This is a genomic window from Nocardia sp. CA-107356 (assembly GCF_050946365.1).
GTDB lineage: Bacteria > Actinomycetota > Actinomycetes > Mycobacteriales > Mycobacteriaceae > Nocardia.
In genome coordinates this window covers 6674007-6689396 of sequence record NZ_CP191992.1, presented here as the reverse complement: position 1 = coordinate 6689396, position 15390 = coordinate 6674007, and the positions used below count along the sequence as shown (strand labels likewise).

Annotated in this window: 11 protein-coding genes and 1 pseudogene; 6 read left to right on the top strand and 6 right to left on the bottom strand. The window is 64.0% G+C overall.

Annotated elements, in window-relative coordinates; genetic code table 11:
• The first annotated feature begins 6 nt into the window (after positions 1-6).
• The 4 genes from ACQP1G_RS30115 to ACQP1G_RS30100 all read left to right on the top strand — a co-directional run bounded on the left by ACQP1G_RS30115 (position 7) and on the right by ACQP1G_RS30100 (position 5773).
• Complete coding sequence (locus ACQP1G_RS30115; protein WP_433192967.1) at positions 7-1305, top strand: PucR family transcriptional regulator; 1299 nt, start codon at positions 7-9, stop codon at positions 1303-1305.
• Positions 1306-2194: 889 nt separating this feature from the next.
• Positions 2195-2911, top strand: coding sequence for a hypothetical protein (locus ACQP1G_RS30110; RefSeq protein WP_433192966.1), 717 nt, complete (start codon positions 2195-2197; stop codon positions 2909-2911).
• Positions 2912-3499: 588 nt separating this feature from the next.
• A complete protein-coding gene (locus tag ACQP1G_RS30105) occupies positions 3500-3964 on the top strand; it encodes a hypothetical protein (protein WP_433192965.1) in 465 nt (154 codons plus the stop codon).
• A gap of 1188 nt (positions 3965-5152) precedes the next feature.
• Entirely contained in the window at positions 5153-5773 is a 621-nt protein-coding gene (locus ACQP1G_RS30100; RefSeq protein ID WP_433192964.1) for a hypothetical protein, read from the top strand.
• A gap of 46 nt (positions 5774-5819) precedes the next feature.
• Here ACQP1G_RS30100 and ACQP1G_RS30095 read toward each other — a convergent pair whose 3' ends face one another.
• Positions 5820-6365 (bottom strand): GNAT family N-acetyltransferase, encoded by a 546-nt coding sequence (locus ACQP1G_RS30095; RefSeq protein WP_433192963.1) that lies wholly within the window; start codon positions 6363-6365, stop codon positions 5820-5822.
• Positions 6366-7281: 916 nt separating this feature from the next.
• Between ACQP1G_RS30095 and ACQP1G_RS30090 the strand changes: the two genes are divergently transcribed.
• Together ACQP1G_RS30090 and ACQP1G_RS30085 are read left to right on the top strand one after the other, a co-directional pair.
• Positions 7282-9417, top strand: coding sequence for a serine/threonine-protein kinase (locus ACQP1G_RS30090; protein ID WP_433192962.1), 2136 nt, complete (start codon positions 7282-7284; stop codon positions 9415-9417).
• A 1165-nt stretch (positions 9418-10582) separates the two neighbouring features.
• The gene (locus ACQP1G_RS30085) at positions 10583-11293 is read left to right on the top strand and encodes an FHA domain-containing protein (RefSeq protein WP_433192961.1); all 711 of its coding nucleotides are present in this window, start codon (positions 10583-10585) and stop codon (positions 11291-11293) included.
• Between the two features lie 66 nt (positions 11294-11359).
• Here ACQP1G_RS30085 and ACQP1G_RS30080 read toward each other — a convergent pair whose 3' ends face one another.
• The 5 genes and pseudogenes from ACQP1G_RS30080 to ACQP1G_RS30060 all read right to left on the bottom strand — a co-directional run bounded on the left by ACQP1G_RS30080 (position 11360) and on the right by ACQP1G_RS30060 (position 15247).
• Positions 11360-12022 (bottom strand): S1 family peptidase, encoded by a 663-nt coding sequence (locus ACQP1G_RS30080; protein WP_433192960.1) that lies wholly within the window; start codon positions 12020-12022, stop codon positions 11360-11362.
• A 188-nt stretch (positions 12023-12210) separates the two neighbouring features.
• Positions 12211-12453, bottom strand: coding sequence for a hypothetical protein (locus ACQP1G_RS30075; protein ID WP_433192959.1), 243 nt, complete (start codon positions 12451-12453; stop codon positions 12211-12213).
• A 480-nt stretch (positions 12454-12933) separates the two neighbouring features.
• Positions 12934-13029 (bottom strand): annotated as a pseudogene (locus tag ACQP1G_RS30070) (TetR/AcrR family transcriptional regulator); the annotation flags it as partial.
• Between the two features lie 7 nt (positions 13030-13036).
• Positions 13037-13549: a DUF4232 domain-containing protein gene (locus ACQP1G_RS30065; RefSeq protein ID WP_433192957.1), complete on the bottom strand. Its 513-nt coding sequence runs from the start codon at positions 13547-13549 to the stop codon at positions 13037-13039.
• Positions 13550-14023: 474 nt separating this feature from the next.
• Positions 14024-15247 carry a lipase family protein gene (locus ACQP1G_RS30060; protein ID WP_433192956.1) on the bottom strand — a complete coding sequence of 408 codons (1224 nt, stop codon included), beginning with the start codon at positions 15245-15247 and terminating at the stop codon, positions 14024-14026.
• Positions 15248-15390: the final 143 nt, after the last annotated feature.

The following is a 15390-nucleotide window of genomic DNA, read 5'->3' as shown; positions in this document are numbered from 1 at the left end:
GCCGTCATGGAGGTCGAGTGGCCATCGGTGCGTGAGCCCGCGGCGCAGCGGGTCTGGCGGAAGGTGCTGCGGCCGGTCGCGGCCGAGATGCAGGCATCTGCGGGTGATCTCGCGAAGCGCGCGGTGGCACGGATGCAGACCGAGTTGCCGGGGTTGTTTCCGGATGCGCAGACCGTCGAGGAGAATCTCGTCAGCACGGAGGCGAGCCTGCGACAGCTGGCTCAGATCATCGAGCTGGCCTGGGACCCGCGTCGGCTCGACCTGCCGCCGTCGACCTTGGCCATTGCCCGGTCCGGGGTGCAGCGGCAGGTCGCGCTGACTGATCTGATGCGGTTCTATCGGCTGGCTCAGGAACAGGTCTGGCAGTGGATGTTCACGCGCATCACCGCCACCGCCCGAGACGCCAGCGATCAGGCGACGGCATTAGAGCTGGCCACGAACTGGCTGTTCGCCTACGCCGACGGGGCAATGGTCCGGGCCGAACAGGCATACGAAGTCGAGCTGGACGTCTGGTTGCGTGGCACCGCCGCGACCCGGGCGGCGGCGATCGGGGAGATCCTGGCCGGCCGCGAGCGTGACGCGCAGCGGGCATCGACGCGGTTGCGCTACGAGGTGAACCGGCACCATATCGGCGCCATCGCCTGGGTGGAGCAAGCCCCGGAAAACGGCGACGTCCAGTCGATTCTCGGTGACGCTTTTACGGGGCTCGCCCGCGTGCTCGAGGCCGAAAGCACCCTGGTCCATCCGCTGGGCTCACTCGCTGTCGCCGGATGGGTGAGTCGCCGTCGTGTACTCGCGGTCGGCGACCTCGACGCGGTGATGGGAGTGCGTACGCAGGCCGTGCCGCCCGGCGTGAGGATGGCGCTCGGCGACCCCGGGCGGGGACTGGAGGGGCTGCGCCGCACCCACGTGGAGGCGAATCACGCGCGGCGGGTGGCATCGTTGGTGGGTTTGCGCGGGGGAGTTCTCATCCGCTATCGGGACGTCGCTGTCGCCGCGCTGGCCACCACCGACCGCGATCACGCGCAGTCGTTCATTACTCGAGTGTTGGGCCGTTTGGCCGCGGACGACGAAACCACCTACCGACTGGCCACGACACTGTCGGTGTACCTGGAGGAGAACCGCAGCCGCATCCGCACGGCCGAGCGCCTGACCGTCCACCCCAACACTGTCAGCTACCGAGTCCGCCAGGCCGAGGAGGTTCTCGGTCGCAGCGTCGACACCGAAACCCTCGACCTCCAGGTTGCCTTGGCGATGCTGCCGGCACTGCCCGGTCTCGCGCACGCACGGGTGGAGGAACTGTGACGCGGGCACAACTGGCGTATCGAGCGTTGTCACGCAGCGCTGAGAGAATGTGACCTGGGTCTCCTACCGTTGCCTGGCAGTGGCCATTCGGCTCGCAGTCACCAACGGAGGAATCCTGATGCAGTCCCTGTCTGAGCTTCGATGTCAATCAACTGGCTGGTCGACCGGATTGCACAGAACATGCGGCTGGCCATCTCCGGCGGCGCAGCCCTGCCGGTAGAGATCCGCATCCAATTCGATCGACGCTTCGGGATCCAGATCCGTGATATGGGGGAGTGCGACCATGCAACTTCAGGACACGGTCGCGGTGATCACCGGTGCAGCTCAAAGTCTGGGCAAGACCATCGCCTGCGGCGCTGTCCTGCACCTCCCGTCGAGGAGATCTCGACGCGACCGATGAGCCGAAAGACTGCCTCTCCCAGGTGATTCCGCTCGGCCGCCTCGGCAAACCCGAAGATCCCTTGCCGTCTACCTGGTCGGAGACGCCCACTACCTCGTCGGTCACGTCCTCGATATGAACGGCGGCGTCATCATCTGAGTGCGCCCGACAAGGTGCAGCAGAGAACAACGGCAACTCACCGACCCTCGGTTGTCCTGAATCCGGCCCACCGTCGAGCACGAAGACATCTTCTTCGAGATACGCCGCGGCGGATTCCGGTTCCCTCCGAAAGATTCAACCCTCCGAAAGATGGGGAGTCCCATGATATTTCGACGTTGACCCGGCGCGGCCGCGCTGACCGGATTCCACGGCGGAGATTACGCGGAACCTGGTCGGCATCGGCGCACGACCGTCGACCCGCACCACCTATTCTCCTGCAATCTTTCGTCGAACGTGTTCGGAGAACACGACTGGCGAAGCTGTCCATCAGTCCCGATGAGGATTCACTCCATGAAATTCAAGAAGTTCGCGACGACTACCGCGCTGGTCACGACCGCACTCAGCATCACAACAGGCACCGTCAATGCCACGCCCACCCACGACACGGGCGATATCGACTTCACCACGTCGGTCACCGAGAAATCCACGATTGTCGAGATCGACGCCGGCTCGATGGCCGTCGAGGACGGTGTGTTCAAGATCAAGGCCGGGAACGGCACCGTGCTCGCAGGCACCGAACTGAAGTTCCGCGTCGACGAATTCGAGTTCCCGATCGCGGCGCAGATCCAGGACCACACCGCGACCCTGACCCCGCAATTCGACCTCCAGCACGCCGTATACAAGCCAGTTGCGCTCCCGTACGAGGACAAGGCGCCATGGCGGAACGAGTACGAGCGTGAGCAGGTCGCTTGGGCCCGCTTGACCAGCACCATCCTCACCGGCGCGCAACTCGGCGCGATCATCGGTGGCATCGGTGGCGGCGCCGTCGGCTGTGTCCTCGGCGGTATCGCGGGTGCGACGGTAGCCTCGGCCACCATCGTCGGGCTGTTCGGTGCGTTCATCCCGGCCGCCGCCATCGGCTGCCTCGGCGGCGTCGTCGCCCTGGGCGCCCTCGGCACCCTGGCCGGTCAGCTACTGGTGGCCGCCCCCATTGCGATCATGGCCGCTGTCCAGTACTTCACGACCATCAACTCGCCGATGCCGAACCAGCCACAGCCGCCCAAGTGAGTAGGTGAACAAACACTTCGCCGCCATTCTCGGCCCCGCCCGGTCCCTCTCCGGGCGGGGCCGCTCGCGCAGTGCGCGAGACTCGCGAGGAGACGGGAGCTGATATCCAACCGATCGGACTTGTCGGTATCCCGCACGTGCCGCTGATCGGTTGTCGTGCAATGTAATACGCCCAGGTCAACCTGAACGTGCGCTATGCCGATGTGCGATTGGTCTTGGAGCTTGCCGACGCCGACGCCCCCATCGGATGGGTACCACAGATCGGTCAGCCGACTGCCCGGACACGAACATCATTGCAAGACATACCCTTTCGCTGGCACAGAACATTGATCCGCCGCTAGGCCCTGAGCCTCAGACTCACTTGCTCGACATTCCTGCATACCGCTGATCGCGCTGTCCGAACCGGCCACGTGTGAGTGTCCGCGATTCTGGATGGCGCACAAGGGTTTCGGCGATACCGGAGGCGCTGATTCGCTGGTCGAGCCGATGCCCGAGCCTGGCTATGACTGTGTCGAACCGACCGTCGACGGCCTGTTAGGCTCGGGGCCCCGTCACTGGGGCTGAAGACACTTCACTTGAGAGGGTTTGATGAATTCGCTTACCTACTCCCGCTTTTCGAGCATCGCCGCGATCTCGTGCCTGGGCGCGGCAGCACTCCTCGGCGCACCCGCAGCTCTTGCCGCGCCGAGCTCGTCACCCGAAAAACTGTGCACCATCACCTACCCGACGCCGGACGACTTTTCCATCGAGGCATCGAGTGAGGTATCCGTCGAGGCCGACAACAACGGGTCGATCACGCTGACCATGCACACCGATGCGAAATCCGAGACTCCCTACGACCAGACGTTCCGCGTTACCTGGTCGAATCTCGATACCGGCAAGAACGGTCAAGCCGAAACCACCGCGCGAGTCCAGGGCTCCGACAACGTGCTGACCATTCCGAATGTGAAAACCGAACCAGGCCGAATCCCGCTGGTACTCGCAGCCGCCAACCACGGAACGGGCCAGAACTACACCAACGGCGACTGCTCCGTCGAATACAAGGTCAGCTAGTCCGACTCAAACCTGTTCCTGCCAAGGCTATTCGGTGGAAATCCATTGCACTGGATGGTTGGTCGAATCGGCTAGGAGTGTGCGTTGACGAACGCTTGTATCCGGTCGACGAGAACGGAATTATCACGAATCCAGTCATAGTGTGATTTCGATGTATTGCGCTGTCCAGGAACAGGTTCCAGTGGATCCTTGGTGGATGCCGAGCAGTTGGTATTTGGTCGCGTTCTTTTCGGTCATCGACCATGAATGGATCCGGTTACGTGGTGACGCCACCGGAGTCGTCTGGCGCACAGTCGATTTCGATGACAGAACGCTGTGGCCGAGAGATGATGGAGTCTCGCGATAGATAGGCGGCTATAGCCGAGGGCCTTGCCGCCCGCCGCACCGCGCCATACAGCATGCTGTTGGCATTCGGTGTTCCATCGGTCGTCGCGTCTATGACCTCGAGCGGCCGGCCGTCGTCGAGATGTCGAGCGACGGTCGGCCGACGGTGACATCGACGAGGGGTCGCCAGGGCGCGACTCCGATGGAGAACTTGTGACCACGGGCGGCTGACGGTGCAGTCGTACGAAATCGACTGCTCGGTGAGGAATACGGGGCGGCTCAGTGCCGGGACTTCGTCCGATGCTCAGCCTTGCCAGCGTCGATTTCGACCCAAAGACGTTGTGGCACAACCACCTCTATTTCATCGCTAGGGTTCTGCCCGTGCCGACGACCACGCCGTCATGTCCTTACACAGCGATCGAATCGCATCTCTCAATCAGCGGTCACAGCCGTCGCGGACGCCGGGCGGCGTCGTGAAAAGCCATCGAGCGGCGGAATGATGAAAGCCATATTCGGCGTCTCCGGGTGGCCGAACCCTACGTCTGAGCACCGTGTAGGAACAGTAAGGAATGACGACAGCAGGGTTGCAGGCAACGTGCTCGGCAGGTGGTGTTTCCTAGACCAACTCAACCTCGTCGAATGCGACGGTCAGGACATACCGCCGACAAAGACCACACCATCGTGCCAGGACGTTGGCGCTCCAGCCCTCGACGCCACAGGTATGACGTGTGTGGGCTCCAGCCGGCACGGCCGAACCGAGTGCGGCGGGCACTTGTTGTTGCCTGGCTGTCTGCGGAGGAGCAGTGTGAATGACACCGGTGGCGCCACCGGGGCGCTGCCTCCGAGCCGAGAGGGGGTGGGGTCGTGTACGCACGCTCCACCACAATTCAGGCGCGACCCTCCGCTATTGATGCCGGGATTGCGTATGTGCGCGACGACGTGATGCCGGCGTTGGCCGACATCAGGGGCTGTGTCGGGTTGTCCATGCTGGTCGATCGGAAGTCCGGCCGGTGCATCGCCACGAGCGCGTGGGAATCGGAGGAGGCGATGCGCGACAGCGCGGACCGGGTTCGCCCGATTCACGATCGCGTCGCCGAGATGTTCGGCGGCGGCGCCCAGGTCGAGGAATGGGAGATCGCGGTCCTGCATCGCGATCACCGTTCGCAGCAGGGTGCCTGTGTCCGCGCTGTCTGGGTCAAAACCGACCCCGAACGGCTCGACGCGGCCGTCGAGGCCTACAGGTCCCAGTTCCTGTCGGAAATGGAGACGCTCGAGGGGTTCTGCAGTGCGAGCCTCATGATCAACAGGGCGTCCGGGCGTGCCGTCTCCTGTGCCACGTATGACGACGCCGAGGCGATGATTCGCAACCGTGACCAGGCTGCCTCGCTGCGGGCCGACGCCAGCCGCCGATCCGGTGCCGATGTGATCGACAGCGGTGAGTTCGAGTTGGCGCTCGCGCATCTGCGGGTACCCGAATCGGTGTGAGTGCAACCGTGTGCGTTGTCGGATAGACGGTCTGTACAGCAGATGGTCATTGCGCCTCTAGGAGCGACCAGATGGTGCTGTCGTGGAAATGGGCGTCGTCTTCGAATGAGTACTCACGCAGCACGGCGTCGCGGTGGAAGCCCAGCCGTGTCAGGAGCCGGATCGACTGTTCGTTGGTGGCGATCGTGTGGGCCTCGATGCGGTGCAGGCGCATCTGATCGAAGCCGAATCTCACAATGGCCGTGAGGGCTTCGGCGGCAATGCCTTGTCCCCAGTGTGGCCGTGCGAGGTCGTAGCCGACCTCGGCGCGGCGGTGGAAGCGTTGCCAGGAGTTGAACCCGAACAGACCGATGGGGCGGTCATCGCGCCTGGTGACGGCCCACTGGATTTGCTCCTCGGCGGCATAGGCAGTGCGCAGCGTGGCGATCAGCGCCACTGCGTCGGAAACGTCGCGATGGGGGCGGGAGTTGTACCGCTGCGCGACGGGGTCGCTACGGAAGGCGAACATATCGATCGCGTCGCTGGGATGCCATTCACGAAGCACCAGTCGTTCGGTCTCGAGGACCGGGAAGGTGGAGAAGTAGAAGTCCACGCACCGAGAATGCCTCGACGGTGCAACCGTGTCGACCGAATTGCTTGTCAGGTGGGGCAAAGCGTCGAGGGATGGCGTGGGCGCTGGCATATTCGTGCGCCTAGGTGGCGGTCTCGGCGCCATCGTGTTCGGAGGCGTGCAGGAGGTGGCCGAGGGAGTTCGGCCTTGTCGAGTCGGTCTCATTCATGGCGGACGGGTCGGCGTCGACAAGGAACCGGGGGCGCGGAACCGTGCCGCGCAGCGGCCCGGCCGGTTGTACAACCGCGGTGAAATCGGCGTCGACCAGCGGTGCTGTGCCGCCACCCAGGGCGGCAGATGTTGCCCCAGGGGGTGAAAACGATCGCCACCTATGGTGGCTATTCGGGACGAGCGCCGGCGACGAAGATTCTCGTGAAGGCTGCGATCAACGAAGCGGCAGACCTCACCCATCGCGCGCCGATACCCGAACCAGCTTCCCAGGAGTTCACGAATGCCGTCCACCTTTGTCGCGGATGTTCGCGACCGAGCCGATGCCTATCGCGCTACACCTCGCTCCGCGAGGAGGGCCGCGAACTGGTCGCGGAGGCGGTGAGCTACCGTGCACTCGACCCCGACACACGGGCGGTGGCGGTCCGGCCACCGTGCCGTCCGGAGGCCGATCGGGGCGTTGCCGTTACCGCCCGGACGCGAGTTGCGGTGGGCGTTCTTCGATTGCCCGTACGCCGGAGCGATCGCAGTACCGGCCGCGTGCCGCACGCTGCGCGCTGCGTGCAGCGAACCAAATCCTCCAAACAAGTCCGTGGCACGAGACGGTGCCGCCATCAGCAGTGAGTCACCAGCATTCGCTGGATGTGTCGGCGCGAGAGCCTGTCGATACCCGAGCAGTCGTAGCAGGCCAGCCAACACCGTTGGACTGCCACGCGAAGGGGCATAGATCGTGTGGCAGTGGGGTCGCACTTTCGCCGAAGGGGTCGAAGCCGGGTCGTCGCCCGGCTGGCAAGTCGACAATGCTCGAGCGCCGATTCTCGATTCTGAGCAACCTGCGCAGATTGCCCACCACGTAGGCAAGGCAGTCGTGAACGACCTACGGCAGCCACTGAGGCCAGGGTCGACGTTCGGGAAGTATCGCCTGCGGCGCCTGATCGGTTCCGGCGGGATGGGCAGGGTATTCGAGGCACTCGACACCACCAAGGGCCGGGTGGTCGCGGTGAAAGTGCTGCCCGAACAGCTGGCTGACGACCCGGTCTATCGGGCCCGGTTCCGGCGTGAATCCCACATCGCCGCGCTGCTGCAGGAGCCCCACGTCATCCCGATCCACGACTACGGCGAGATCGACGGGTTGCTCTACATCGACATGCGACTCGTGCACGGCGAAAGTCTCCGCACCGTGGTGAGAACCCACGGCCCGCTGCCGCCCGAGCAAGCTGTTTCGGTGATCAGCCAGATCGCAGCCGGACTCGACGCCGCACATCACGACGGCCTGATCCATCGTGACGTCAAGCCGGACAATATCCTGCTCACCCACGACGGGTTCGCCTACCTGGCCGACTTCGGCCTGGCCAATACGAACACCGACGAACGCCTGACCCAGACCGGATCGGCGATCGGCTCGTTCAACTACATGGCACCCGAACGTTTCCGAGCCGGCCCGGCCACCCCGGCTGTCGACGTCTATGCCCTGGCGTGTGTGTTGCACGAATGCCTGACCGGCACCCGCCCTTACTCGACCGACGGCGGCGACGCGGCCATCATGCGGGCCCACATGATCGAACTTCCGCCGCGAACGAGCAGCTACGCACCGGGGATCCCGGTCTCGATCGACGCTGTCGTCGCGCGCGGCATGGCGAAGTCGGCCGATGAACGCTACGCCAGCGCCGGCGAACTGGCCGCCGCCGCCCACGCCGCACTTGCATCGTCTACCGGCGACGCCGAAGACGATGGTCCCCTCGCCGCATTCCAAAACGATCCCACCGTGGCGGCGCATCCCACACCCCGGGCGACCTCCACACCCGAGGCGAGGTCCGTCCCGGCGCCCAGGCGCCGGCCACACCGCCTCTGGATCGCCGCTGCCGCGGCCGTCGCGGCCGTCGCGGCCGTCGGAGCCTGGCCGCTGCTCCACAAGCCCAAGCCCGCACCACCGACCCCAGTGTCGGCAAAATCCGAATTCACCGACGACGACGTCACCCTGCTGAAGATCCTGCAAGACCCGTATAACCGCAGCATCTGTCACCACGTGAAGCCAGAGGCGATTCTGGGGGAGAAAGCCCATCTCATCTGCGACGAGATTCCCGAAATCCGCGTACCCAGCGGGGAGTTCTACCTGTTTCCCAACGCCGATGCACTGGACAAGGCCTATCACGGGATAGTGCTGCAGACCAGCAGCTGTCCGGGCTATCCACCCGGCCCCGACGGCCCCGCGACGAGGGCCGGCAGGCAGGTCGGGCGAATGGCCTGCTTCACGAATGCGACGACGGCACCACCGACCTCGGGGGTGATCCAAACCGACGACGCGGCCATGAGCATGGCGGTTTTCTCCTTCACCGAAGCTGTGGGCGGTAGCGCCGGCTTGTCCTACTGGACACTGCACGACACGGGAGACGGGAATTCGCAATTCCAGACCACCCCGAGGGATCCGGACTTCTACACTCAGGCCGACCGCGATCTGCTCGCCAAACTGCCCAAAGCCTACGACCCACGATACTGTCGGCACGAGGCACCCGAGAGCGATGCGACCGCCGTCCTTCTATGCTTGGGCAACGAATCCGGTGCGCCGACAGCAACGTTTTTTCAATTTCCCAACCATCCGATCGCGACCCAATTTTTCGATGGTGTCATGAGGAAGTCCGGCGGGCGCGCGTGCGACGGTGCAACGGTTCCCGAGCAACCGTCGATTCGAAATGGCACGACCGTCGGCCGGTTCACCTGTATCAACGATCCCTTGCCGACGCTCGTTGCGTTGGATCAGAGCAGCGACATCGCCATCCGAGTCGTATCTGTCCGTCCCGATTCCCCCTCCAACCGTCCCAAGACCGATCAGGGATTGTCTGATTGGATCAGAAAGAACCTGCTGTAGAAAGAACCTGCTGCAGACGCCGATGTCTCCGCCGCGTCGGCAAACCAGCGTCGACCATACGTCGATAACTCGCGTCATGCGGACTGACGAAGTCAACCAATCATCGATGGCGATGCGATGTGCGAACTCGGCAGTCCGGGCGGTGGCTGCTGTCCGTTGCGATCCGCACCAACACCCGTTGAGACAGGGCTGTGGCTCTGGCCATGGATCCTTGGGCTTCGGGTGCTCGCTGGGGCAACCGTGTCCGGCCTCGAAGCCGCTGCGCTCGTGTCGCAGGTGGGCAGCCTGGGATGCCGCAGCCAGTCCGCCCTGGTCTGGGGGACTGGGGCCGGGACACCCCGGATAGACCTAGCAGGAGCCTGCGCCCCTCCGCGACCTGGAGAACCCCCCGCCGCTCGGTAGGGAGGAACTGAGTTAGCAGTCGAAGCGAGGGCACCGAAGCATCGGCGGATGCCCGTGGCTTTGCGGGGCGACAGCGAACGACGACGTGGAGGCCGCCGGTAGTGCCGGTAGCGACAGCGACCCCGACATCCCCAAGACGCTGGGGGCGAACAGCATGAGTCCAAGGGTCATCGACAACAGGATGCGGCGCCGGGCACGCGAGTACATTCGCCTGCCGGGCGTCCGAGGGATCGATTCGTGGCTCGAGTCCGAACTCTGCGGAGGTGACTCGGTTCCGGGACGAGAAGACAGAAACTGAACAGCAAGAGGCATCTGCATCACTTCCCTGGGCGCGGTATCGATCACGACGTGCACAGGGTCAATCCTCGTCTGTGAACGGATCGCATAACACCCACCCCAGGGTGAAACCCGCACCCTCCCTGACCGACTGGCCGAGCGGATTTCGATCAAAAGGGCCACTCCTGCTGTGGCCGATCGTGAGAAGCTCCTCCTGACCAGGTCAGGCGCAGTTTCTTCGTTGTACTCCGCGACTGAGGGGACGGTTTATGGTCCGTACGCGATCGCTTCGACCGGGATGCCGCATGGTTCGTCGCCGCACCCGCGATCCGGACGAGGCATGGAAACGGGACCCCAGGCACGCGTAGGACCTTGTTCCGCGCTGAAGTAGTTGAATTGTCGTGCGATTAGCGGAGAGATAGCGCATTCTGTGTGATAGGGATCGGTACCCGAGGCATAAAGTACTTCGGATTGGGAACGATGCATTATGTCCACGTCACGCGGACGACAGGCGCTGCGTAACGGATCGCGCTCAGCAACAGGCGAGGTTGCGCGGCGGCAGTCAGCCAGTAGTGGCACTTTGTCCCACCGGATCGGCGGAAGTTGGCGCGAGATTCCACTCGATCACGGCGCGTCCAGTGTGACGATCGGGCGGTCCGAGGCAGCCGACATAACCGTGTCAGACGACGCGACCGTATCGCGTTTGCACGCCATCATCGAGCGCGCGGGCGGCTGCTGGGTCGTCATCGACAATGGGCTTTCGACAAATGGGACTTTCGTCAACGGCGAGCGCATCGGCGGTTTTCGGAAGCTCGAGTCCGGCGATTCGATTCGCCTCGGGGAATCGGTGTTCGTCTTCACGGACGGCCATCCATCCGAGGATGAAAAAACGATTGTTCAGGTCAGCCTGCCAACCCGGGATGCGCTGACCGACGCCCAGTATCTGATTCTGGAGGCACTGTGTCGCCCGTGCAACGCGCACACCACGTTCACCTACCCGGCGTCGAACTGGCAGATCGCACGCGAGCTGTACCTCAGCGTCGCCACGGTTAAGACGCACCTGCGAGCATTGTTCAAAATATTCGACGTCGAAGCCTTGCCACAGAATCAGAAACGCGTGTTCCTGGTTGAACGTGCCATCGAGAGCGGCGTGATCGCCAACCGCGATTGGTTGGACTCCGACGGAAGAATGCGGTGATGCTGGTTCGCGGCCCCATCCCATCGGTGCCGAGCGGCAAATCCACTCGGTCGGTTCGGTGTTCGGCTAGATCGGGTGGAAGCCCGCTCCGGTGTCACCGCGCGCGTTGATGTCTTCGATGATGGCGGCCATGTTCCCGCCGAGCATCGGTCCGAGGCACGGCACGGTGAGGTAACCGTTGACCATGCCGACCAGCGTCGTTCCGACCACGATCGGCCCGCCGGAGTCACCAGGAAGGACACATATCTGTGTCCAGGCCCAGTTGGTGGACTGGAACACATCTCCGTAGCCCAGCCCGCAGGTCTGGCCCGTGGTGTAGCCCTGCTTGCAAGCGATATCCGGAAACTGCACTGGACCGCCCAACCCGGTAATCGTCGTATTACCCACGCGGTTCACGGGTACGACCTTTCCCGGATCGAACACAATGACGGCGTAATCCATATCGCTGTTCGTGTAGGCGAAGGTGCCGACGACACCGGCCTCATGGTTGGCCTCGGCAACGACCGTGGTACCCGGCTCACCGCAGTGAGCTGCGGTCAGGCCGACCAGTCGGCCTGCGGCATCGTGCCCGATCGTGGTGAGCGTGCATATGCCCTCGTCGTTGACAATGATGCCGGAGCCACCGCCCAGCATCGACGGATCTGTGGCATGCACAGTGCCTACCTGCACCCCGACCAGCGTTGCGCCTGCTGCGAGTGCAGCCGCAGCTCCCGCAAGTTTCCTGAACATATCCAATCCAATCGCTGGAGCCGCGACCGTTCCGTGCGGCGCGAATAGCGTCGACATGTCTGCTGGCGAGGCCTATCGGCATGGCGGCGTCAAGCCTCGTCGCTGTGGGTTCTTTGGCGTGGCGTCCGGTCGGAGGTGCGTTGACCGGTCACAACGCGCTGGTGTGTGACGTTGTCGCGAAGCGGTCGTCATACCAGACAGATGCCCGTACCGAAGGGGAAGATCGGCGGGACGAAGCAGACCCACCACAGGAGCGGGTTCCAGAACAGCACGGCAGGTTCGACCTGCACGGGTGCTTGTTCGGAGGCGGGCGCCACCTGGACGGGGGCAGGTTGTTCGGCCGGGGCCGACGTAGCAACGCCGGAACCGAGGGCGATCATTGGTGCGAGCGCTGCAGCTGCCACGGCTGCGCGAATCGAGTTCTTGTTCATGATCTTCCTTCAACTAAGTGTTTTCGGGACAGCCTCGTCCGTTGAAGGCCTCCCGCATGTGAACATCACCAACTCTCCTCGTCGAGTGCGCAGAAGATCATCATCCCTCGGGTTGGAAACAGCTATACCTCGGGTTGGATGTGGCTATCGAAGCCGATTTCACACTGTCCGACAATTGGCGCGACCGATTGATGGAGCTCGCCGGTAATTTGTCGAGTGCAGATCACTCGTACGCGAATTTGCATCGAAAATGAAGTAGATCTGTGCCAGATATCCCTTCGCAAATGGATTCGCAACAAACCTGTTGAATACCTGTGCTGCATGCTCGATTGTACTTGCAGACGAGTATGGCCGGTGATTCTATGTGCTGACCTGCGCTGTTATATGGCATATCTGGGCATTTCAAATGCGTGGTGTAACGGAGTGATTGCTGTGCGACTCTGTGGTGCGCCGAACTCGACCGGTGCACTCCGGCGTGCGGGGATCCGAGAGCAGGCCGAATTCGACTATCTCGCTGGGGCTTACCGCGATCGATGGCAACGCGAGGGCGTCGAAGAGGGCCTGTTGATGCCTCGAGCGCGGGTCAGTGGGCAGATTGCAGTGGACCGACGTGGGTGCCGGGATGCGTTGCGCCGTCCTGGCGCAGTACCCGCAGCTCCGAGTTCCACGGAACCTGCAGTTGCGTTGTGTTGTCCGGTGGAGTCACCGAGACCGTGTCCGGCCGCCAGCCGTCGGCGCCACCGGTGACGTAGGCGAGGTCGCTGCCGACGGAACCGCCCGGCGCGATCGTGAGCGGTTCCGGATTCTCGGACCTTCGAGGGACGCTATAGGTCGGACCGTAAGTGGGGTCGTTCGGTCCGACGAGATCGACGCCCGGGAAACCCTGCAGCGTGCACTCCTGCGACGACGTATTCGTCAGCACCAGCGTCAGATGATTTTGACCGCTCGGGTTGTCCGGGTAACGCTGAATGTTCAACCCCAGCATGGACGTCTGGCACATCGGCAGATTCTCCGCGCTCGCCGTCGCGGGAATCGTCACCGCGGCGAGCACGCCCGTGATGAGGGCTGTGCGTCGTAGGTAAGCCTTGATCTGCATGGTTCCCTTCCGAAATCAGGTCGTGTACATCAGTGACGCGGGACCGTCGCGCCGGTCCGCAACCGCGAGGGCGGTGGCGTGAGTTTGCTGCGCGAGTGCGCCGGTACCGTCTGATCGGGCTGTCGTCCAAGCATAGGAAGATCGGCGCAGCATGCGCTTGAATCACAGTGTCATGCAGGACATCCGCGCCACGGCCAGGCTATCGACATGGTGACGTCGACGGCAAATGTCCTGTTGGTCTCGACCTGTTCGTCGTGGTCACGGCCGTCTCGCTTCCGTTGTGGCGCTGATGTTTCTGCCCGGGTCGGCGCTGCGGTTCAAGCGTATGCGGTGCTGGTGTCCTTAGCGTGGTGAAGCCGGACAGGACACGAGCTTCTGCGGGGGCACCTCAGCTTTCGAGTTCCCAGTGAGAGGTGAACAGCGGCGAGTGGTGAGCCCGCCGGGCCCGACAAGCGGTGCGTCGGGGCCGTGCGGTCAGGCGGGGCAGTTGCTCGGCGCCTGCTTGCCCGCGAAGCGGTCGGCTGCCCACGCCGGGAAGCCCTCGGCGCCGCGAGCGACGACGCCTTCGTGGTCGAGGCCGGGGTATTCGTTGTACTCGACCGCCGAACCGGCCTTGCACAGCGCGGTGCGCTCACGGGCGGTGAGTTCGACGGGGGTGGTGATGTCCTCGGCGCCCTGGTAGATCGTGAACGGCATGGTGCCGGCGGGACGGAAGTTGTCGGCCTCGGCCATCGCGTTCGACCAGGGAGCGCCCGGCGCCATCGCCTCGGGCTTGTAGTAGTCGCGCAGCGGCTTGGCCGCGGTCCACATGTCGAAGCAGCCGTCGGCGAGTACCGGCAGCATCTCCATCGCATTGGGGTTGAGGAAGTCGGCGTAGCGCAGGCCCGGGTTGGCGGCCTTGATGCCGGGCAGGGTCGCGATGACATAGCCCGCGTTCTCGGGGCCTTTCATCGAGTTCAGGGTCAGGTCGCGAATTCGAACCGCGGGGGCGATGAGCCCAGCGCCCATTCCTTCGAATTCCGGCGCGTAGCTGCGGGCGATCGACTCGACGTGCATGGTGGTACCGCCGCCCTGCGACCAGCCGTACTCGACGTAGCGATGCGAGGTGTTCAGTTCGGGCAGCGTGCGGACCGCGCGCAGCATGTCCAAGGAGGCGCGGGCGTTCACATCGCCGACCATGTAGTACGCCGGCCCGGGCAGGCCTTGGCCCGGGTAGTCGCTCATCGCGACCACATTGCCCTGTGCGAGTAGCGCTTCGATGCCGGGCACCCTGGACTCCTCGCCCGCGCCCAGGCTGCGTCGCGACGGAGCGCAGTTGTCGGCCAGTCCGGTGGTCTCGTGGTTCCACAGGACCAGGTCGCGCGGGCCGTCGGAGCTGCCGACCGGTGCGTAGATCTCGCCGGAGACGTATGCCTTGACACCGGGGCTGATCTCGGAGACGTAGACGACGTTCCAGCCCTGGGCGCCTGCCGGTGCATCGGATCGTGGTTGTGCCCAGTAGATCTCGCCCGGCTTGGCATCGGCAGGTGGCTGGTCGGCGATATCCCAGAACGTCGTGCCTGCCGGGCCTGCCTTCGCCGTCAGCTGGACCGGGGTCGCGTCGTCGTTCGAGCTGCCGCATGCGGTGAGGGTGAGGGCGGCGGCGATGGCGAGCGCGGTGCTCGCAATCCGAAACGCGCCGCGTCGGTGGCCGGTCATCTGATTCTCCTACTGGTGCGGGAATGGTGTGGGTCACAGCACATCATCGGTGTGCGGTGCGGCGGCGCCCGGTTTTCATTGAATGGAAGACCGCATGGTGTCGCGGCTGGTGGCGGGGACATTCTGGGCCCACCTACCAGCTC